Source organism: Trichocoleus sp. DQ-A2, from assembly GCF_039961915.1.
GTDB lineage: Bacteria > Cyanobacteriota > Cyanobacteriia > Cyanobacteriales > FACHB-T130 > FACHB-T130.
In genome coordinates, this window is record NZ_JAMPKD010000006.1 from 63,987 (window position 1) to 84,724 (window position 20,738).

The window sequence follows — 20,738 nt, forward strand, 5'->3', positions numbered from 1 at the left end:
TAGCGTTGTTTGAGAAAGGGAATGCTCTGCCTGAATCGGGACGTTCTGAAGCATTCAAGAATCATTAAAATAATGATTCAAAATTAAAACGGCTCGTAATTTTGAATCATTATTTTAATTCCAAATTAATTTAAAATCTCGCCTCCGTAGAGGTTGTGGATGGAAATATATACTCTGACAGCTTCTGGGACTAAATAACGAATCGAGTGTTTTTGGCGACAATAGTGGCGAATCAAACTTGATGAAATGCCCACTTTCGGCATTTTCAACAACTGCCAGCGAATCGTCAACTCTTGGGCGACAAGCTGTTGAACAATCTGCTGGCAGAGCAAATTTTCTCGGTTATCATCCACCGGGATCGGCAGTTCTTCTGGACGCGGTGCCACCAACCATTCACAAGCGGGTACAAGTTCCTGCCGTCGATGCCAACGAGGTAAGGTTTTGAAGGCGTCCGTGCCAATAATCCAGTGCCAGCGGCTATTTGGGTAGAGAATCTGGAGGTCTAAAAGGGTATTAATGGCATAATCTGGACGGGTGCAATTTGTCTCTAGAGGCGAGAAAACAAAGTTTGGATGGTCTGCGATCGCTTGTTGCACCATTTGAGCGCGATGCTCAAATTCCACCGCCACTTTGTAGGCAGGACAGCGACTCGGTACCCAAATGACCTGGTTTAGAGCCGCTTGAGATAAAGCAGTTTCCGCCATCAACAGGTGTCCACAGTGAATGGGATCAAAGGTTCCACCCAAAATTCCCAAGTTTTGCATACAAGATCCGTTGTGGCTTGTTTCCTATTCTCTAGGTTAAGCAGTAAAAATGCGGATGATCTGCTACTGTCTTGGTGTTAGTCTTTGCAGGAAGTTTCCGGACTGAAATGCATTTTGACGTGTAAAGATAAAAACCATCCCATGATAGAAGCCGCTCTATTTAGGAATGACCTAAAGTGCAGTTATAGCGACCGAAAGCGGATTCTGCGATCGCGCTCTGGGATTGTGCTGTAAATCTTGGCAAGGTTGTATCAAGAAAAATCAATTCTTGATATGATAGCGCGTGTTATCCGTGCAGCCTGGTGTGGTGTGGTGTGTAAGGAGCTAAGATGCCGAATACTGTTGATTTTACCGGGAGGCCGTTTCATTTCATCGGCATTGGTGGAATTGGAATGTCAGCTCTCGCCTACGTTCTAGCCAAGCGTAAGCTGCCTGTATCTGGATCGGATATTCATTCCAGCCATATTACTAAACGTTTGCAGGCCGTTGGCACTCATGTTTTTGGAAGTCAAGACGCCGCAAACTTGGAATTTTTTCAACCAACCGAGGACTCAGCCTACGAAGCATTACCAACGGCAGTCATTGGTATAAGCGATCGCCTGGAACCCTCCAGGGAACCTGTAGAAACTGGAGCAACTCGGTCGAGTAATCGAGGGTCATCTACGAACCTAAGGGCAATGGCTCTGCCCCAAGTGATTTGTTCAACTGCAATCAATCCGGCAAACTCTGAATATCGGGCAGCTATTGAATTAGGCTGTCCGATTTTTCATCGTTCTGATTTATTAGCAGCTTTGATTCAGGATTACCAAAGTATTGCTGTCGCTGGTACTCATGGGAAAACTACAACTAGCAGTTTGATTGGGTATTTACTGCTACAAGCAGGATTAGACCCAACAATCGTGGTAGGCGGTGAAGTGAATGCCTGGGGAGGCAACGCACGGTTAGGAGACGGTCCCTATCTAGTCGCGGAAGCGGATGAATCAGATGGGTCGTTATCGAGACTCTCAGCCGCAATTGGTGTGATTACAAATATTGAACTGGATCATCCAGATCACTATGAATCGCTCGAAGAGGTGATTAGCACCTTCCAGATATTCGCTAAACGCTGTAAAACCTTGGTGGGGTGCATTGATTGTGCTGTAGTTAGAGATTCTCTGCAACCCGCAATCAGCTATAGCTTGCAGCGAGATTCTGGGGCTGATTATACGGTCGATCGGGTGGATTATCGGGCGGATGGCACAGAGGCACAAGTTTGGGAACGGGGAGAAATTCTGGGGAAGCTCTCCTTAAAGTTGCTAGGCAAGCACAATCTCAGCAATGCCCTAGCAGCCGTGGCTGTGGGTCGTCAGCTGGGGATGGATTTTGAGGTAATTGCAGAGGCGATCGCGACCTTCGAGGGTGCCCGCCGCCGATTTGAGCTGCGGGGCGAGCGTAATGGCATCTACTTTGTGGATGATTATGCCCACCATCCCAGCGAACTTCTGGCAACCCTGTCAGCAGCTCGCTTGCAAGTGTTGCCGCCGCGAAGGCTTGTCGCTATTTTCCAACCACACCGCTACAGCCGGACGCTCGCTTTTTTACCGGAATTTGCTCAATCTTTTAAAGATGCCGATATTGTGATTCTCAGCGATATTTATAGCGCCGGAGAACCTAATTTGGGGCAAATTAGCGGTGAACAAGTCGCGGAATTAGTGGCGGGTAATCATCCGAACGTGCATTACCAACCGTCTCTCCCGTCCATCTGTAAGTTACTTACAGATACCCTTCGACCGGGCGATTTGGCTCTGTTTTTGGGGGCGGGGAATCTAAATCAGATTATTCCTGAGGTCATGGCGTTCTATCAAAAAACTGACGAAGCCAGTCTCAAGTAATCGGTGATGACTGAATCCGTTAGCTGCATTGAAGTCGTACTTATGAGTAAAGAAGTTCCCAGCTAACAGATTCACTCAAAATTACTCAAAACTCATGTTGTGGCCTCAGCTGTCTCGGCATTCAAATTTGTGAATTGATATGACTCTCTCTTATGATCCAGCCAGCGTTGTAAACGCTTCTTCCCCCCAGAAAAAATCCACCAAGTCTTCTTCCCCGCTTTACCTACCAGGAACCGATTGTATTGTGCGATCGCAAGCTCCCCTCTCCAGCCTGACCTCTTTTCGAGTGGGAGGACCAGCCGAATGGTATGTAGCTCCCCGCCGTACCGAAGAACTGCAAGCTAGTTTTGAGTGGGCGCGGTATCAAGAATTGTCGATCACCCTCTTGGGAGCCGGTTCAAACTTACTGGTGAGCGATAAAGGTCTTCCCGGTTTAGCCATCTGTACTCGCCATCTCCGCCACACCAGCTTCGACCCCGAAACGGGTCAGGTGAGTGCAGGTGCCGGAGAACCCATCGCCCGCCTCGCATGGCAGGCAGCAGAACGCGGTTGGCAAGGGTTGGAATGGGCTGTTGGCATCCCCGGTACAGTCGGCGGCGCAGTGGTGATGAATGCAGGCGCTCACACCAGCTGTACCGCTGATATTTTAGTCAACGTCCAAGCCCTCTCACCCAGCGGAAAAGCTGAGATTTTGACACCACAACAACTGGGATTTGCCTACCGCACCTCAATTCTGCAAGGAGGCGATCGCTTGGTGACACAGGCAACCTTCCAACTCGAACCGGGAGCCGACCCAGCTCAAGTTATGGCAACAACTGCCAAACATCTAGAGCAACGGCGAACCACTCAACCCTACCATTTGCCAAGTTGCGGCAGCGTTTTCCGCAATCCCGATTCTCACAAAGCTGCCTGGTTGATCGAACAAACCGGACTCAAAGGCTACCAGATTGGCGGTGCCCAAGTCGCCCAACGCCATGCCAACTTTATCCTCAACTGTGGCGGTGCTAAAGCAAGCGATATTTTCCATTTGATTCGCTATGTTCAGCAGCAAGTGGAACAGCATTGGTCTCTGTGCTTAGAACCAGAAGTGAAAATCTTAGGTGAGTTTCAGCCTGCTTAAAGGTGTCGCCAGACGCCAGGGATACTAAGATTGAAATTGGCTTGCAAGTCTATCGCATACGGCATTAATAGTTATGACACAGAAAGGATTTGGCTTTGGCTTAGGCAAAATGAAAGAACTAGCCGAAGCTTTTAAAAAAGCCCAGCAGGTTCAAGAAGGTGCCAAAAGGCTCCAAGAAGAATTGGAGCAAATGGAGATTGGGGGAGAGAGTAGCGGTGGAAGCGTTAAGGTTTTCCTCAGCGGCAATCAAGAACCTCTGCGGGTAGAAATTTCAGCAGACGCCTACAATCAGGGAGCAGATGCTCTAGCTGAACTTGTAACAGCGGCAATGAAAGATGCCTACGAAAAATCCACCGCAACAATGCGACAGCGGATGGAAGACCTCACCAGTGGACTCGACCTGCCACTGTAACCCTTAAGGGATTTCCCAGGCATCAATATCTGCCGCTCTTCTTAGGCAGGCTTCTCGCCTGCCACCTACTTATCGTAGAGAGACGGCTAGCAGGCAAAACTGCGGGAATATTTCCTAGGTTTAGCAATCTTTATAAGATACGCATAATAACTTCAGGGATAGAGGAGAATTTGGCTCTACACTACTTTTTCTCTCCTCTGCTCCCTGGCTCTTCTGCCTATTGCGGCTGCTTTGCTGGCTGTATCTGTAGCCTTGGTAACTCCAAAAATGTTTTGTAGAGCCGATCTGCCAGCACTGTATTGGCTTCATCCGTCAAGTGAATGGCGTCTGAAAAAGCCTGACCTGGGAAATTCTGGTAAAGCTTGTAAAAATTCAGCACTTTCACATTTTCCGGAAAACTTCTCTGTAACTGCCCAGTCTTTGTGTCTATTTGTCCGTAACCGGCTTGCACTCGCTGGGTGTAGGTTGAACCGAGTTCGCTTAAAAGCTCACGTTCTCTAAGAGAAAGATTATTGGTTGAGCGCCCCGTAATTTCTGGCTGAACTACCAAAACCAATGGAATCTGCGCCGCTGCTGTCAGACGAACCATCTGTGTCTGGTGATTTTGATAACGCTTGACCCGACGCTCCAACTCAGTGGTGTTAGCTGGCAGACGTTGTGCTAAAGGGACGCTTTCCTCACTCACTGCCATCGTCAGCTGGTCCACAGATGGTTGTGGTTTTAACACCCAATACTGTGTTGCTTTCACTAAATAGGTTTGATTGAGCCAGCGATTCATGTCCTGAGTCAGCTCAAACCACAGATGCCCTGCTGCATTGTTCAGAAAGTTTTCTATATAAGGGATATCCGTTTCATTTTCAGTGCTGGGTAGCATTAAATCTGCATACCCGTTCAAAACCACAATCGCATCAGGCTGGTAAGGCAAAATCTGGAGGGCAAGCCCAGCCAGTTCGTTCCCCGAAGTATAACCAGGAACCGCCGCGTTAATGACACGATAGTTGCCTTCCCGAATCCGTAGCGGCAAGGCGAGTGCTTTCACCCGTTCTGGCTTGTAGTAGGGCAAGAAATCCGGGCGAAATTTCTCTGGAGAAGCTTTCTGCTGCTTTACCCGTATATTCAGACTACCTTCGAGCTTATGGGCAAACGTGGTTGCGTTATTGGAACTCATTTGACCAAAAGCTGTAGAACCGCCCAAAATGAAAATCCGAATTTCATCTTTGGGTTTCGCTTGAGAAACCGGCTGGTCATCACGAAAACCCTGTTCGTTAATGCGCCAGAATTTGCTCTGTTGATTTCCTGCCAGCTGATATCCCACTGATAAACGCCGTTTGGCAACCAGACGCCCAGAATTCGGTAAACCCCCGTAGGTTTGCTGGTTTTGATCGAGGAATTTAAGGCGGTAGGCGGTAACTTCTGTCGGTTCACCTTCATAGGCTGCCAATTCAGCATTTTTGCCCGCAACGCTCACAGCAACCCGTGCAAGCAGTTCCAAGAGAATCAAAATGAGGGGCAAAGCTAGGAGTAGGATGAGGAGCGAAGGCGGCTGGCGGCGTTTTTGATAAGGTTTGTAGCGGGACTTTTTAAACATCAAGTAATGAACCTCAAATGACCAACGAACAAAGGAAGTAAAAGGCAAAAAAGGATGATTAAATGCTTGCCTTTCGCTTTCATGAGTTGCCGGTGGAGTCAAGCAGAATAACAAAAGTAAAGATTAACTCAATCCCGGCATTCGTTATCCCACTGCGATCCCAGTATGCAGCAATTTCGTTGCTAAACTTAACACCAGGGTAGATGACCACTTATGATTAATGAGTTATACCGATTGGCTTTCCTCTAATGCTGGTGCGGAATTAGAGACTTGTGAATGGGGAAGTGTATCAATCATTAAACGTACAAAACTAGACATCTTAGCATCAAATGTCCTACAAGTTATTATTCGTTTGCTTGGGCAATATTTGCCGGTCGCCTGCGGCAGAAAACATCATGAACCATTTGATTGAGCAAGCAAACTTAGAGGAACGGATCATCTGCGATTCTGCCGGTACAGCTGGTTATCACATTGGTCGTTCCCCCGACCGACGCATGGGAGTAGCCGCAGGACACAAAAAAATTAAACTCCAAGGTCAAGCGCGGCAGTTTCAAAGGTCTGACTTTGAGGACTTTGACCTGATTCTGGCAATGGATCGGGAGAATTACCGCGATATCCTCTCCCTTGACCCATCAGGGCAGTATCGGGACAAGGTGCGGCTGATGTGTGACTTTTGCACCCGCCATACTGCGACTGAGGTTCCTGACCCCTACTACGGTGGTCCGGAGGGGTTTAACCAAGTCATCGATTTACTTTTAGATGCCTGTGAGGGTCTGCTACAACACGTTAGTCAGGCTAATCGCTAATGGGCTAATTCGATTCAATAATTAGCCATTAGCAATTGACTATTCCACTAGATGATGCTCTAAGGCAAAACGCACCAGTTCGGCTCGGTTGCTAGTTTCCGTTTTTCTCAGCAGGTTGCTGACGTGCTTTTCCACCGTCCGAGGACTGAGGTGCAACTCGTTGCCGATGTCGGCGTTAGATAAACCCTTAGTGAGTAAATCGAGAACTTCCTGTTCTCGCTGAGTTAGGTTGAATGAGTTTGAAGGAGTATGTTGGGGAAGCCCAGGAGCTTCCACTTCCTTCTCTGGTGTGGCAACAGCATGAATCAGCGATCGCCATTCGACTTGAATCATCTGCGATCGCTCTAAAAGATTGCGAATCACGGCCCCCAACTCATCCAACTCAAACGGCTTGGGCAGATACAGATCGCAGCCTAATTGGTAGCCCCGAATCCGTTCTGAGGTCGTTGCACGCTCCGTTAAGAAAATTACTGGTAATAGACGAAACGCTGGGCGTTGACGGAGACGCCGCACCAGTTCATAGCCATCCATCCGGGGCATCATAATGTCTGTTACCAGCAAATGAGGATGATATGACTCAACTAAACTGAGAGCTGCTTGACCATCCTCAGCTGTAATAACTGAGTAGCCAGACATTTCCAGATAATCGCATATAGAAAGCCGAATTCCTGGATCGTCATCGGCAACCACGATGAGCAAAGGCATGGGCACAGAGGAAGAGCGTACATAACCCCTAGAATAGGTCAAGTCCATCCTAAAAGTGGGAACACTGTTCTGCCTCTTAAGGTGAAAACTGACCAATGCGTGAAAATCAACTGAAACGGAAACTCAAGCGGGGTGAGGTTGTCCTCGGCCCGTTCATCAACTGCGCCTATCCGGCATTTATAGAAATCTGCGGACACGCAGGATTTGACTTTGCCGTGATTGACATGGAACACGGTGCCCTCAACACACTGGTTGCCGAAGACCTGTGCCGTGCAGCCGACTGCGTGGGATTGGCACCGATTGTACGCATCCGCAAGAACGACGCACCGCAAATTCAACGGGCACTGGACATCGGCAGTGCCGGTGTTCAAGTGCCTCAGATAGAAACTCAGTCCGACGCAGCGGATGTTGTGCGTGGTGCCAAATATAGCCCTCTTGGTTCGCGCGGACTTTCATTTTACACCCGTGCTGGCGTGTACGCAGCAGCAGGGACGCAAATTACAAATCAGCTCAACGAAGAATCTCTGATTGTCGTTCACGTCGAAGGGATTCGCGGCGTCGAAAATATTGAAGAAATTGTCAGCGTGCCCCACATTGATGTCATTTTCCTCGGTCCTTATGACTTGTCGCAGTCTTTGGGCATTCCGGGGCAAGTGCAAGACTCGCAGGTAATTGAGCTGATGCAAAAATGCGTTACCACGATTCGCAAGGCTGGGAAATCTGCGGGCACATTTGCCGATAATCCTGAAACAGCGAAGCAGTGGATTGATGCCGGAGTTCAGTACATAACTCTCGGTGTGGATGTCGGTATTTTCCTGCGAGCGTGCGAGGCTTTGGTAAAAGCAGTGCGAACTTAAGGCTGCCAGTTCAGTAAAATCCCAGAGAAGGAAGAAATATGTAAAACTATATCTAAATTTTTACATTTCACTGAGTCATTGGGAGGGAATCTTTATCAAAAATTTGTATTAATTTTGTATCATAAACAACCAAATCAAAAATTCTAAGTTTATGCTTAAAGAATAGCCTTCCTGAAGTAGGAAGGAAAACTGGGGATCGAAGCGTACTGGAGAAAAAGCGATGCAAACGCTACCGGGATCGACGGATTTGGCTTATGCCATGATGTTTACCTTACACAAAGTCCATTCCGTAAAAATAGAAGGTTTTAAGCCATTCTTTAGCGATCTTCCTGTTGACCCTTACATCAAGAATAATTATCGTTTCAGAAGATTATCTCGGTTCAAAGTATTTGGAAATGACTTAGTCAAACTACCGCATGGTTACTTGTTTCAAAGCAAGCAATACAATCCATTAGTCGGCGACATCAAGCGAGAGTATGCCGAACTAGATGATGCCATTACGAAGCTTGAAGATTTCAAAAAACTTGTTTTGGCATTTATTGATTACTGCCAACTCGACCCAGAAGCTGTTGAAATAGGAGTTCATCAAATTAGAACGACCTGTTCGCCAGATAATTATGGAAACCCTGCCCCTGAAGGGATTCATCGGGATGGGACTGATTTTGTCGGCATATTTTCTGTAGGGCGGGAAAATATTCAAGGTGGAGAAACCCATCTCTACAAATCCAAAAAGCATGACCCGGTTTTTTCTAAAGTTCTTCATCCGGGCGAACTGCTATTAGTCAACGATCGGGAATTTTTTCACTATACAACTCCCATTCAGCCACTATTTCATGGTGAAGGAACAAGGGACGTATTTGTTCTGACTTGCCCCAGCTTATTGACAAATTAAGAAGGAGAAGGATTGAATTTCTCAGTTTTAGCTGTGCTTTTTTAGTTCCTGCTTTGAGGAGCTTGCACGAGCGTCTCGGCATTGGGAGGTAGAGTCTCTAAACTTTCGTATTAGCCATAGGGGCACGGCATTGCTGTGCCCCTACTTAAACTTAGGGGATGTAAAACTTAGCCACTCCCCTGTTTGCAGAAGCTAGCGGACAGATCTCAATTTCCTTGATTAGAGCCGTATTCAGCATCCTTTGAGTTGAAGCTTTGTCTTCGCTCTAAAATGCCAAATTTATGATAATTAGAGCCATTTAAATGGCGGAAACCCTCAAACTGCTGGGTTCGCCCAAATTGCCTTGTAAAACAACGCTCCGCTGATTGGCATCAAGGTGGCGCAGAATTTTGTAGATTGCCTCAATTTGATCGGAGGCACCCGCTTTCTGAGCCAACTCAGTCAAAGAAAGGGGAGCGCCTTCCTCTTGTACTGCCTGCAAAACTCGTCTTTGCAAGTCGAGAATGGCGGCGGCAGCCTTTTTCCCCGCTTCTACCCCTGGCTGGTGATAAGCATTGATATTGACCAGGAACCCATAAAGTCCAACAGCCCGGTCATACAAAGCAATTAAGGCACCTACCATGCGGGGATTTACCTGAGGAATCGTCACGGTGACAGAATCCCGCTGGTTTTCATACAAAGCTTGTCGGGTTCCCTGGAGTAAACCAGAGAGATAGTCGCCGGATGTGACTTCCGGCTCGACGAAGGGGGAGTTACCCTGCCGGTCTTTTAAGACTTCAATGAAAGTCAGGAAGAAATTCGGGACGCCCTCTCGCAACTGCTGCACGTAAGCGTGCTGGTCGGTTGAGCCTTTGTTGCCATAAACAGCAATCCCTTGGTAGACGATATTTCCGTCAAGGTCTTTTTCTTTGCCCAAAGATTCCATGACTAACTGTTGCAAATAGCGGCTGAATAACAGCAGGCTGTCTTTGTAGGGCAACACCACCATATCTTTTTCGCCCTTGCCATTTCCGGCGAAGTACCAGCTCATCGCCAGTAGTGCGGCTGGATTTTTCTTGACTTGGGGCAGGCGAGTGGCAGTGTCCATTTCTTTGGCACCGGCAAGCATAGCGCGGATATCGATTCCCTGCAAGGCGGCTGGGAGCAATCCTACCGCTGATAGCTCCGAGGTACGGCCTCCCACCCAATCTTCCATTGGGAAGGTTGCCAACCAGCCTTCTGAGTTTGCCTGCCGATCTAATTTGCTGCCTTCCCCAGTGATGGCAACAGCTTGAGGGGAAAAGTTCAGATTCTGCTCAGCGAAGGCTTTTTGCACTTCTACCATGCCATTGCGGGGTTCTGGCGTTCCCCCTGATTTGGAGATGACTAAGACGAGGGTGCTGTTCAGCCGATCTTTGAGCTGGGAGAGGATACGGTCAATGCCCGCCGGATCGGTGTTGTCAATGAAGTGGATGGCGAGGGGCGGGAAGTCTGGGGCGATCGCTTGGGCGACAAATTGGGGACCGAGTGCCGATCCGCCGATACCGATGGAAACAATATCGGTAAACTTTGGAGCGTTGGGTGGATGAATTTCGCCACTGTGGATTTTTTGGGCAAACGCTTCAATCTGCTCTAAAGTTTGGACAATCTGTTGTTTGATTTCCGGAGTGGGCGCTAAATCCGGGTCGCGCAGCCAGTAGTGACCTACCATGCGGTTTTCATCAGGGTTTGCGATCGCGCCTCCCTCCAGTGCCTCCATCTCCTGAAACGCCTTCTCAAACCTCGGCTGCATCGCCTCGACAAACTCACTATCAAACCGCATCCGGCTGACATCGAGGTAAAAGTCTAACCCCTCATGGTAGTAGAGCCATTCTTGGTAACGTTGCCAAAGTGCAGCAGCATCCATAAGTAAATCTCAATAAGCGTGTTTCCAGTCAACACAAGTTTAAGGTAAGCTTCAGCATCACTTTTGACGAATTAGCCTGTCAATTCGTTAATTGGGTAATTCTCCCACCCCAAATTGAGATTCAGAATTGCTTTAGAGTCCTGTACAGCTAGATTTATCTGAGATAGCCAGGAAAATTCATTAGACCGCTCTATTCGGTCTTACAACGACCGGCTTTCAACTCGAAAGCCTCTTAAAGACGCGGTTTGGGCAGAACCCGCAGAAATTTAACAAGATGCCCGGTCACTTCAATCGCAATCAGATAGTCATCTATCGTAAAGCGGTAGAAGATACTATCAGACCCGATTCCCCGGAGTTCCGGCAAATCGGTAATTCGCTCGATCCGCATGAACTCCTCAAAGACAAATTCATATATCCGCTCTCTAGCTGCGTATTCTAAGTTCTTCAGGTCTCGCAGAAAAGACCGGGCATAGCGCACTTCTAGTTTCACAGGGCAACTGGCTCTTACTCCAAATGGCAGATACTTTTTCTTTTTACTGCGAAATTTGACTAAAAGCGATTTTTACCCCTTGATTCAGCCGACGAACAGGGGAAAACTTAGGGGAAGTGCAACATCCGGAGAGCTTCTTCGCGGGTTAGGGTTTCCCCCGGCTGTACGGTATGCTTCGACTCTTGGATGGCTTTGAGCATATACAGGTCATAATAAATCTGTTGTAGAACTTTCCAGGCGTCATCCAAGTTGTCATCAGCGAGTTGATCGATTAAATCGGGTAGCTGAGCAGTTAAGCGTTGTAATCGACCTCTGAGAAAATTCATAATTAAACACTGGCGAACAACGTAACATTCCCTAGAGCCTTCTTGTTAGAGGGATCTTGGACAATCTAAAGCTTAGAGCTTAGAGTTTATAGTTTATTGAGTCTCACAAGCGTGGCATGGTTGGCTATCTCATCTTTTTGACAATTTCTACGACAATTTTTGCCCTGTTTAGCTTGGGTTTAAATTTACAGTGGGGCTTCACCGGACTGATTAATTTTGGGCATATTGCCTTTATGACAGTCGGTGCATACACCACAGTGTTGTTGAGCTTGCAGGGGGTTCCCCTAATTTTCGGGGTGGCTATCGGTGCTGTTTTAGCAGCGCTGCTAGGACTGTTAATCGGATTATCAACTCTACGGTTGCGCGAGGATTACTTAGCAATCGTGACCATCGGCGTTTCCGAATTGCTCCGTTTAGTTGTCAATAATCAGCCATTGCCAATGGGCAAAGAATTTCGGCAAGGATCGTTTGGGGTATATGGATATGCCTTGCCACCAGGAGATAAGCTTGGTTTGATGGTGTTGTCGCTGCTGGTATTGGGGTTGACGTTTTGGCTGCTGGAGACGTTGGTGCGATCGCCTTGGGGTCGAGTGCTAAAAGCGATTCGAGAAGATGAGCAAATTCCTAAAGCATTAGGAAAAAATGTCTTTTGGTACAAATTACAATCTTTCATGCTGGGAGGCGCGATCGCCGGAGTCGCTGGGGCTTTTTTGGCATGGCAGACGACAACGGTTTACCCGAATAACTTTGAGCCACTGACGACTTTCTACGCTTGGACGATTGTTGTCTTGGGCGGTGCGGGTAACAACGTGGGCACAATCCTGGGGGCGGTGATTTTCTGGGGTTACGATAGTTTGACTCGCTTTTACTTACCTCAGTTGGTGCAACTGGATGCCTCGCGGGAAGGGGCATTTAGAATCATGGTGATTGGTTTAATCCTGATGGTGCTGATGGTTTGGCGTCCACAAGGTATCTTAGGGAAAAAAGAGGAACTGACCCTTGGCAAATAACTCGCACATTCCGCCCAATCGGTTGTCTGAGGGGTCTTTAAATGGGGGCGGCAAGCATCTCGAAGAAAGCCCCGATTTAGTCGAAGCAGACCCAAAACCCCGACTTTCAGAAATCGCTTTACTCGCTGCCAGCGGACTCTGTAAAAGCTTCGGCGGAGTTCGGGCTGTCGATAATGTCGAGATTACGGTACCGCAAGGCAGTATCACGGGACTGATTGGCCCGAATGGTGCTGGCAAAACGACGCTATTTAATCTCCTATCAAACTTCATTCATCCAGACAAAGGGCGGGTGATTTTTGACGGCGAACCGATTCATTCGTTGCAGCCGTATCAAATTGCTCAGATGGGAATGGTTCGTACATTTCAGGTAGCGCGGGTGCTATCGCGGCTTTCGGTCATGGAAAATATGCTGCTGGCAGCTCAAAAACAGACGGGGGAAAACTTTTGGAAAGTTTGGTTTCAACCCCATCTGGTGGCGAAGGAAGAACGGCAGCAGCGAGAAAGAGCGATGATGTTGCTGGAATCAGTGGGGTTGGCAGCGAAGGCGCAGGATTACGCCGGGGCGCTCTCTGGAGGGCAACGCAAGCTGCTGGAAATGGCACGGGCGCTGATGACGCAGCCAAAGCTGATCTTATTGGATGAACCGGCGGCTGGGGTGAATCCGACGCTGATTAGACAAATTTGCGACTACATCACCCAATGGAATCAGGAGGGCATGACCTTTTTGATTATTGAACACAATATGGACGTAATCATGTCTTTGTGCGACAAGGTCTGGGTTGTCGCTGAAGGTCGCAATCTTGCTGTGGGGACTCCGATTGAAATTCAGCGCAATCCACAAGTCTTAGAAGCTTACCTGGGGCAATAGAGCAGCGATTGTGTCTCATTGGTTAGCAGTAATTACCCAGACGTTAGTTTTGCTCTTGAGTGGCGCGGCACTTTTCTTGAGTTCCTGGATTGTGGTTCCAGCGCCCACGATGTCCCTACTGCCATTAGGGGTAGGGGCACCAGAAGTCAGTCCTTGGTTGGTGGTGCTAAACGCGATCGCAAGTCTGTTGGTGCTGGTAACGATCCGTCGCACTCCGTGGCAATTTTTAGCTTTGGCTGCTAGTTTGCTAGCACTGCTTTTGAGTGTTTTGCCACTGTTACAGATGCCAGCGACACAACAGCATCTAGCCGTGGCAATGCAAGAGGGTCTCGGAGACTATAGGGGAATTTTGCCTAATCGTCAGCAAACAGGGATGCGCGAACAACCGTTCGTGCTAGCTGATGTGTTTCGAGGCATCAATCCCGGTGAGAGTCGTTATACCTCTGGCATCGTCTTTTCACAACCAGATGGTGTCCCCTTGAGCATGGATCTTTACCGACCGCCGCAAGTTGGCAATTATCCAGCGCTAATTATCATCTACGCTGGGGCATGGCGGAGCGGCGACCCAACCCAAAACGCTGATTTCAGCCGTTATATGGCGGCGAGGGGCTATAGTGTCTTTGCCATCGATTACCGACACACGCCGCGCTACCGTTTTCCCGCGCAGCTAGATGACGTGCGTGCTGCCTTAGCTTTCATCCACCAACACGCCGCCGAGTACGAGGCCGATCCCGAACGGATTGCCATCGTAGGACGTTCCGCTGGCGGACATTTGGCAATGTTAGCGGCTTATGAGCCGGATGCACTGCCTGTAAAAGCAGTGGTTAGCTATTATGGCCCAGTGGATCTGCCTGGAGGCTATGCCAACCCGCCACGCCCCGATCCCATCGATACGCGAGCGGTTTTAGAAACATTTATGGGGGGAACGCCTGCGACCATGCCCGATCGGTATCGTCTTGCCTCACCGATTAGTTATGTTAGGCGATCGCTACCACCAACTTTATTTGTACATGGAAGCCGCGATAATCTAGTGCAATTAAAATTTATCCAGCAAATGCACCAACGGCTGCTTGCAGATGGAAATACATCGGTTTTGCTGGAAATTCCTTGGGCTGAACACGCTTTTGATGCTGTCTTCCAGGGGCTGAGCAACCAGTTAGCGCTCTATCATACTGAGCGATTTTTAGATTGGGCACTGCGTTAATTCAAAAATGACTATGTTCGCTAATTTTGATGTGACTAAAATTGATACCCCTGAAGCAAGAATCAATTTAGTCAAGGCGGGATCTGGCCCTGCACTACTGTTGCTGCACGGCTATCCTCAAACCCACGTCATGTGGCATAAAATAGCACCTCGTCTCGCCGAGAATTTTACAGTAGTGGCACCGGATTTGAGAGGCTACGGCGACAGCTCTAAACCGGAAGGCGAACCAGATCATCGAAATTATTCAAAACGAGCGATCGCGCAAGATCAAGTCGAGGTGATGTCAAAATTAGGTTATGAAGAATTTTATGTAGCCGGTCATGACAGGGGCGCACGAGTCGCTCATCGCATGGCACTCGATCATCCTAACCGAGTTAAGAAACTGGCATTATTAGATATCGCGCCTACTCATAAAATGTACGCGACGACCGATCGAGATTTTGCCACGGCTTACTACCACTGGTTTTTTCTCATTCAACCCGATGGCTTACCCGAAACCTTGATTGGCGCTAATCCTGAATATTACCTCCGCACCTGTTTAGAAAGATGGAGTCAAGATTTTTCTGCCTTTGTTCCGGAAGCCTTGGCTGAGTATATTCGGTGCTTTAGCGATCGCGCTGCGATTCATGCCACCTGCGAAGATTATCGCGCCGCTGCTACCATCGATCTAGAGCACGATAACCTAGATATGGAGAAAAAAATTCTCTGTCCGGTGCTAGCTCTTTGGGGCGGAAAAGGAATTATTGGGCGCAAATATGATGTTTTAGAAACCTGGCGCGATCGCGCAATTGATGTACGCGGTAAGGCTATCAATTGCGGTCACTTTCTACCCGAAGAAGCGCCAGAAGAAACTTATCTTGCCCTGTATGAATTCTTGGCAACGTGAAGGCGAGATCCCGGCCTTTTTAAAGGAGGCGGGGCTCTGAAGAGATGGCTGACAAAAAATAGAATTGCTACAGTGAAAATTTATATTCTCATCCTAAAAAAATTGCCAAATTGATTCTCAAATATATCCAGAACTCATGCAAAAATTAGCTGCGGGGCTTGTTTTCGGAATGCTTGTCCTGGCTGTTGGTGCTGGAGGCTGCGATTTGATCCCTAGCCCTGATGGTGAAATTTCGCCAGATGAAACATCACCAGCTACCCCAAGCCCCACGCCTAGTTCCTCTAGTAATTTCCTAACCTTGGAAGAGTATACTCACGAACTCATCAACCAATATCGAAAGTCCCAAAATTTGCCACCTCTGACGCTAGATCCTCGAATTAGCAAAGAGGCAAGGGCACACAGTCAGGCAATGGCAAATGGTGCGGTTCCTTTCAGCCATAATGGATTTGAGCAGCGAGCGAAGGCAATTGGTAAATCAATTTCTTATGGCGGTGCATCTGAAAATGTGGCATACAATCAAGGCTTTAGCGATCCAGCCAAGCAAGCAGTAGAAGGTTGGCTAAAAAGCCCCGGTCATCTGAAAAATATTCAAGGTCAGTATGATTTAACTGGGGTAGGTGTTGCCAAGAACGCAAAGGGCGAGTATTACTTAACTCAAATATTCATTAAACGCCGCTAAGGAGAGAGAATTGGAAGATTTTCAAGTATACGATCGCGACCTTTCCGAGGAGATATTGTCTCAGTATCTGCAAGAGTCAGCGATCGCAGTGGATACGGAAACAATGGGATTGATACCCCAACGCGATCGCTTATGCTTGGTGCAGCTGTGCGACTCCCAAAACCGCGTTACAGTCGTGCGAATTGCTAAAGGACAGATAGACGCTCCCAATTTAAAACAACTGATGGAAGCAACCGATGTCCTAAAACTATTTCACTTTGCCCGTTTCGATGTTGCCCAACTACGGCAAAATTTAGGCATCCATGTAACTCCAATTTTTTGTACTAAAATTGCCAGCAAGCTTGCTCGCACCTATACTTCCCGCCACGGTTTAAAGGAGTTGGTGCAAGAGCTAGAGAAGGTAGAACTTGACAAAACGGCTCAAAGTTCAGACTGGGGAAATGCTGCAAACTTATCCGAAGAACAACTCCGCTATGCAGCGAATGATGTTCGTTATCTACTCAGCGTGCGACAAAAACTAATTGCAATGCTGCAACGCGAAGGGCGGTGGGAAGTTGCTCAGCAATGTTTTGAATGTTTGCCCACGATTGTGACTTTGGATTTGCTGCAATATAAGGATATTTTTGAACACTAAAAACGTGGATACAATAACTTATAAAATTCACGTCCTCTAGGGACATGGTAATGCCATACCCCTACGCAAGAAATAGCGGTTAAATCTACGTTTCTCATCTATTAGCGATTACTGGTTCACAATTTATTAACAGCTAGCAGTCAGAATCGTCTCAACTGGAAAACCTACTGCTTTCCACGCCGCTACCCCCCCTCTGATTTCAGACACTTGTTGATAGCCAGCCGCACGCAGTTTTGTAGCACCAACTGCGGTTTCTTCATCGGTTTCACCGTAAATGTAAATATCACGGGTGAGTTCCAATTTGGTGAGGGCGCGATCGACTAATTCGTTCATCGGCATGGGGATGGCTCCCATGATGTGGCTAATATTAAATTGGCTGCGATCGCTTACATCAATAATCGTCAAAGCCGGTTCACCCCAGTCTAGCCGCGCTTTCAGGTCATAAACACGAGATTGGGCTTGCAGCGTTGGCGGTGACGGAATAATCCAAAAGAACTTATTCATCGCTGGGTATCATTCTTCTATGGCGTTCCCTGAAATTTAACAATAATTTTTAACATTTGCAAATTTTTATAGATAAAGTATTTACACTTGGGGGAATTTATGCCTATTTGTATAGGTGAAATTACTTAGAAAGTATAATCATTAGCTTTGACGATAAATGGTAGAAAAAATCTAAGATTTTGTTTTCCTGTATTGGCTGATTACTAAGTATTTTTTAAAATTTATTTTCTGAGAACTTTCAATCGTATTAAACGCAAAATAACCTTTACCGAAGGCATTTTGACAAAACTATAGGAAATTTTTTTCAATGAACTGAAAGCTTTAACTGCAAATCAGGCAAAAATGCTTGATAGAAAATGGCTGTAATAAGATTTAAAATATAAGGTGTTTCAGGACTGGCATTAAGTAAAAATGTTCCCTGTCAAATCCGTCTCATCATAAAGTAATCCAACCAGGCTTGGGGAGCCGGGTTAGGTTTCGGGAATTGCAGGAAGAGAATGTAATGAATTAGCTAGATTAAATTTCAAATATTTAATCTAGCTAATTCATTACATTTTGAAATCATAATTTATTCTGCTTATTGCTTCTGAAGAAACGATTGCCGTGTTAGAATCGCTATCGATTAGATGAGCTTTAGTAGTGGTGCAAGAAAATGGAATTCAATGAACTGTTAACCTTAGCGCTGATGCTTAGTCCGGGTCTTTTACTGTCAATTTTGATATTGGCTGCTTTTGCGGCTGGCGGCTAAGACTATTTTTAGGTTCAAATGGGAAATTCCCTGAAACAGGAAGCCAATTGGCTAGTTGCCAACTATGCAATCGCAAGTTGGTAATGGAACGAGCAACTTTAACCGAAGCGATCGCCTAAAATGCCAAAAATAGGCGATAACTTCTCATCGAAACAATATCCTCTCTTGAGCTAGAGACAGAATTGCGATCGCAGATGACATATCGCTGAGAATTTGACTAAATTTAATCAGCGAATTTTTCGCCGTTAGAAGGTTTGTGAGACAGGGAAGAACCAGTCAACGATTCATCCAGCTGCATCCGTTGTTCAAGCTGGCGTAAGAAATAGCCAGTCATCATGGCTGATGCCAATAGACCTGCTAAATTTTCTCTGTCGGTCGTAATTTGAACGTTAAAATTCTCTGAGGGAAGCATTCCCACCAGCCCCTGAACGTTCTGCGAGACGATTTGCTTAATGTCCGGCGTAACAGATTTGGCAACTCGCGCTAAAACTTCTGGAGATTGGTGCTGAATATATTGGAGGAGCTGATTGACTTGTGCATCTTCAGGCTCGCGGTCGAACAATTCAGGGTTAAACACCATTGGAATAAAAAGATTTGAGTAGCTTTCCTTCTACTGTAAACGATTGTGTTGTTTGGCTACTCCATACTATTGGTTATCAAATGTAAGCCGATAGAGAGATTTTTTGAAAAATATGCTCTGTGAAACACCAAATGGCTGGTTTTACGGTACATCCTGCTGAGTCAGTTGGGGGAGTTGTTCGACTTCAAAATATTGATGAAATTTTTCCGTAACCTGTAACCAGTAGGAACGACCATCGGCTTGTCGGCGCTTGCGGATAAAACCCAGTTCGACAAGTTCCTGGACGTGCTGATAAGCTCCCGAACCGCGCAAATCGACCAACTCAGATTGGGTAATGGGGCCTTTGAGGGCGATCGCTGCCAGCGTCCTTAAGGCTCCCACGCCTAAGTCTAGCGGCACTAACGCCTCTACCAAACCTTGAAAGGGCGAGCGCAATTGTAAGGTAAAGCCTTCAGGCGTTTCCACCACTTCTAGGGCGCTATCCCGGTGGGCATAGTCAGTCATGAGTTCAATCAGGGCATCTTCGGCGTTATCGCGATCGCATTCAGCATATTCGGCAATTTCGCTAACCGAGATCGGCTTACCCTTGAGATAAAGAATGGCTTCAATTTTCGAGGCGAGGCGAGGCATCATTAGTCATTCGTCATTAGTCAGTCATTCGTCATTCGTCATTCGTCATGGGGAAGAGACTCTGAATAAAAGACGAATGACTAAATGGGTTAGTCTAGCTGGCGTCCTGTGAGTTCAACGAAAATATCTTCTAGATTGGACGGGCGAACCATCATACCAGTTTTATCCGGTGCAGCGTCAAGATAAGCGTTGGCTTGTTCCAGATTGGGGAAGAATTTGTATTCCCAGCGATCTCCTTGTTGTTTCATCACCAACCCTTCGCCGTGTTTAGAGCGCAGCTGTTGCAAGGTGCCAAGCTCAATCAATTGACCGGCATCCATGATACCAATGCGATCGCACAAATATTCCACCTCATCCATGTAATGCGTCGTCAGCAGCATCGTCATCCCTTGCTTATTCAAATCTCGGATAATTTCCCAGAGACGGCGGCGCGTTTGCGGGTCTAATCCCACCGTTGGCTCATCCAAAAAAAGAATAGAAGGTTGATGCAATAAGGCTCTGGCAATCTGCAATCGGCGCTTCATGCCACCTGAAAGGGTTTTTACCAGGCTATCTCGCCTGTCTACCAGTTCCACGTATTCCAGCCATCGATCGATGTCCTGCTGTCGCTGGTGCTGGGGAATATGGTGCATCCGCCCATGCAGTTCCATATTTTCCCAAACCGTCAAATCGGCATCCACGCTGATTTGTTGCAATACCACCCCAATATTTTGTTTTACCTGCAAAGGTTGTCGTACCACATCATATCCAGCGACCTCAATTTGACCTTCACTGGGTTTTGTCAATGTGGTTAGCATCCGAATTGTCGTAGATTTCCCTGCACCGTTAGGGCCAAGGAGTCCAAACATCTCTCCAGATTTAATCGTAAAGGAGAGGTCGTTGACGACAGGGATTTTGTTGTAGAGTTTGCGGACGTTCTCAAGGGAAACAGCAGTCATAGGAATTATTAAAAATTAGAAATGATTGGACTTTCAATATTTAATTCGCTATTTTCCTTTTCCTCCATTTCTTGCAAAGATTGCCAGCCTGCTTGCCACTGGGAGGGATTTTTTAGCAGCTTGGCGTTAATCCAGAAACGCACATTTGGGTCACAGGAAGCAACCATTTCTGCAAAAACAAACTTGCCTTGGTTTTTGCGATTCACTACCTGAAAATGTCGCCATCCCCACGTTTTTTGCTGGGCTGTCCATTTGGAACCAACTAAGTAGGGAAATTTTTGTTTTTTCTGCATTTTCTATTTAATAAAATATTTTTCAACAAAAAATACTAAATCATGTTG

The 20,738-nt window shown here is 47.1% G+C and carries 23 protein-coding genes; 12 read left to right on the forward strand and 11 right to left on the reverse strand.

Annotated features, from left to right (window positions below):
- Positions 1-125: 125 nt before the first annotated feature.
- Positions 126-764 carry a nicotinate (nicotinamide) nucleotide adenylyltransferase gene (nadD, locus tag NC997_RS07220; protein WP_190436699.1) on the reverse strand — a complete coding sequence of 213 codons (639 nt, stop codon included), beginning with the start codon at positions 762-764 and terminating at the stop codon, positions 126-128.
- Between the two features lie 329 nt (positions 765-1,093).
- Here nadD and murC point away from each other — a divergent pair, with 329 nt between their 5' ends.
- From murC to NC997_RS07235, 3 genes are all read left to right on the forward strand, one after another.
- Complete coding sequence (gene murC, locus NC997_RS07225) at positions 1,094-2,635, forward strand: UDP-N-acetylmuramate--L-alanine ligase (protein ID WP_190410561.1); 1,542 nt, start codon at positions 1,094-1,096, stop codon at positions 2,633-2,635.
- A 139-nt stretch (positions 2,636-2,774) separates the two neighbouring features.
- Positions 2,775-3,755, forward strand: a complete 981-nt coding sequence (murB, locus tag NC997_RS07230) for a UDP-N-acetylmuramate dehydrogenase (protein WP_190530226.1) — start codon at positions 2,775-2,777, stop codon at positions 3,753-3,755.
- 73 nt (positions 3,756-3,828) lie between these two features.
- A complete protein-coding gene (locus NC997_RS07235; protein ID WP_190530227.1) occupies positions 3,829-4,167 on the forward strand; it encodes a YbaB/EbfC family nucleoid-associated protein in 339 nt (112 codons plus the stop codon).
- Between the two features lie 217 nt (positions 4,168-4,384).
- Here NC997_RS07235 and NC997_RS07240 read toward each other — a convergent pair whose 3' ends face one another.
- A complete protein-coding gene (locus NC997_RS07240) occupies positions 4,385-5,755 on the reverse strand; it encodes an SGNH/GDSL hydrolase family protein (protein WP_190530228.1) in 1,371 nt (456 codons plus the stop codon).
- Between the two features lie 329 nt (positions 5,756-6,084).
- On the opposite strand from NC997_RS07240, the gene NC997_RS07245 reads away from it, so the two are divergent.
- A complete protein-coding gene (locus NC997_RS07245; RefSeq protein WP_190530229.1) occupies positions 6,085-6,561 on the forward strand; it encodes a low molecular weight protein-tyrosine-phosphatase in 477 nt (158 codons plus the stop codon).
- Between the two features lie 39 nt (positions 6,562-6,600).
- Here NC997_RS07245 and NC997_RS07250 read toward each other — a convergent pair whose 3' ends face one another.
- Positions 6,601-7,266, reverse strand: coding sequence for a response regulator transcription factor (locus NC997_RS07250; RefSeq protein ID WP_190410902.1), 666 nt, complete (start codon positions 7,264-7,266; stop codon positions 6,601-6,603).
- Positions 7,267-7,361: 95 nt separating this feature from the next.
- Here NC997_RS07250 and NC997_RS07255 point away from each other — a divergent pair, with 95 nt between their 5' ends.
- On the forward strand, positions 7,362-8,123 hold the full coding sequence (locus NC997_RS07255; protein WP_190425211.1) for an aldolase/citrate lyase family protein: 762 nt from the start codon (positions 7,362-7,364) through the stop codon (positions 8,121-8,123).
- Positions 8,124-8,343: 220 nt separating this feature from the next.
- On the forward strand, positions 8,344-9,015 hold the full coding sequence (locus NC997_RS07260) for a 2OG-Fe dioxygenase family protein (RefSeq protein WP_190410567.1): 672 nt from the start codon (positions 8,344-8,346) through the stop codon (positions 9,013-9,015).
- Between the two features lie 298 nt (positions 9,016-9,313).
- On the opposite strand, the gene NC997_RS07265 is transcribed toward NC997_RS07260, so the two are convergent.
- The 3 genes from NC997_RS07265 to NC997_RS07275 all read right to left on the reverse strand — a co-directional run bounded on the left by NC997_RS07265 (position 9,314) and on the right by NC997_RS07275 (position 11,716).
- Positions 9,314-10,900, reverse strand: a complete 1,587-nt coding sequence (locus NC997_RS07265; RefSeq protein ID WP_190530230.1) for a glucose-6-phosphate isomerase — start codon at positions 10,898-10,900, stop codon at positions 9,314-9,316.
- Positions 10,901-11,132: 232 nt separating this feature from the next.
- The gene (locus NC997_RS07270; protein WP_190410569.1) at positions 11,133-11,390 is read right to left on the reverse strand and encodes a cytotoxic translational repressor of toxin-antitoxin stability system; all 258 of its coding nucleotides are present in this window, start codon (positions 11,388-11,390) and stop codon (positions 11,133-11,135) included.
- A gap of 107 nt (positions 11,391-11,497) precedes the next feature.
- Positions 11,498-11,716: a hypothetical protein gene (locus tag NC997_RS07275; protein ID WP_190410570.1), complete on the reverse strand. Its 219-nt coding sequence runs from the start codon at positions 11,714-11,716 to the stop codon at positions 11,498-11,500.
- A 116-nt stretch (positions 11,717-11,832) separates the two neighbouring features.
- Here NC997_RS07275 and NC997_RS07280 point away from each other — a divergent pair, with 116 nt between their 5' ends.
- The 6 genes from NC997_RS07280 (at position 11,833) to NC997_RS07305 (ending at position 16,997) form a co-directional block, all read left to right on the forward strand.
- Positions 11,833-12,726 (forward strand): branched-chain amino acid ABC transporter permease, encoded by an 894-nt coding sequence (locus tag NC997_RS07280; protein ID WP_190410571.1) that lies wholly within the window; start codon positions 11,833-11,835, stop codon positions 12,724-12,726.
- A gap of 112 nt (positions 12,727-12,838) precedes the next feature.
- Complete coding sequence (locus NC997_RS07285; RefSeq protein ID WP_347276171.1) at positions 12,839-13,594, forward strand: ABC transporter ATP-binding protein; 756 nt, start codon at positions 12,839-12,841, stop codon at positions 13,592-13,594.
- Positions 13,595-13,604: 10 nt separating this feature from the next.
- Positions 13,605-14,798, forward strand: coding sequence for an alpha/beta hydrolase (locus NC997_RS07290; protein ID WP_347276167.1), 1,194 nt, complete (start codon positions 13,605-13,607; stop codon positions 14,796-14,798).
- A 13-nt stretch (positions 14,799-14,811) separates the two neighbouring features.
- Positions 14,812-15,684, forward strand: coding sequence for an alpha/beta hydrolase (locus tag NC997_RS07295; protein WP_190530232.1), 873 nt, complete (start codon positions 14,812-14,814; stop codon positions 15,682-15,684).
- A gap of 136 nt (positions 15,685-15,820) precedes the next feature.
- Entirely contained in the window at positions 15,821-16,363 is a 543-nt protein-coding gene (locus tag NC997_RS07300; RefSeq protein WP_190530233.1) for a CAP domain-containing protein, read from the forward strand.
- Between the two features lie 10 nt (positions 16,364-16,373).
- Positions 16,374-16,997 (forward strand): ribonuclease H-like domain-containing protein, encoded by a 624-nt coding sequence (locus NC997_RS07305; protein WP_190530234.1) that lies wholly within the window; start codon positions 16,374-16,376, stop codon positions 16,995-16,997.
- A 126-nt stretch (positions 16,998-17,123) separates the two neighbouring features.
- On the opposite strand, the gene NC997_RS07310 is transcribed toward NC997_RS07305, so the two are convergent.
- The 5 genes from NC997_RS07310 to NC997_RS07330 all read right to left on the reverse strand — a co-directional run bounded on the left by NC997_RS07310 (position 17,124) and on the right by NC997_RS07330 (position 20,690).
- Entirely contained in the window at positions 17,124-17,501 is a 378-nt protein-coding gene (locus tag NC997_RS07310) for a rhodanese-like domain-containing protein (protein ID WP_190439339.1), read from the reverse strand.
- 971 nt (positions 17,502-18,472) lie between these two features.
- Positions 18,473-18,829 (reverse strand): DUF760 domain-containing protein, encoded by a 357-nt coding sequence (locus NC997_RS07315; protein WP_190530235.1) that lies wholly within the window; start codon positions 18,827-18,829, stop codon positions 18,473-18,475.
- A gap of 141 nt (positions 18,830-18,970) precedes the next feature.
- On the reverse strand, positions 18,971-19,459 hold the full coding sequence (scpB, locus tag NC997_RS07320; RefSeq protein WP_190410904.1) for an SMC-Scp complex subunit ScpB: 489 nt from the start codon (positions 19,457-19,459) through the stop codon (positions 18,971-18,973).
- A gap of 89 nt (positions 19,460-19,548) precedes the next feature.
- Positions 19,549-20,397, reverse strand: coding sequence for an ABC transporter ATP-binding protein (locus NC997_RS07325; protein WP_190410578.1), 849 nt, complete (start codon positions 20,395-20,397; stop codon positions 19,549-19,551).
- 8 nt (positions 20,398-20,405) lie between these two features.
- Positions 20,406-20,690 (reverse strand): TIGR02450 family Trp-rich protein, encoded by a 285-nt coding sequence (locus tag NC997_RS07330; protein ID WP_190410579.1) that lies wholly within the window; start codon positions 20,688-20,690, stop codon positions 20,406-20,408.
- Positions 20,691-20,738 lie beyond the last annotated feature (48 nt).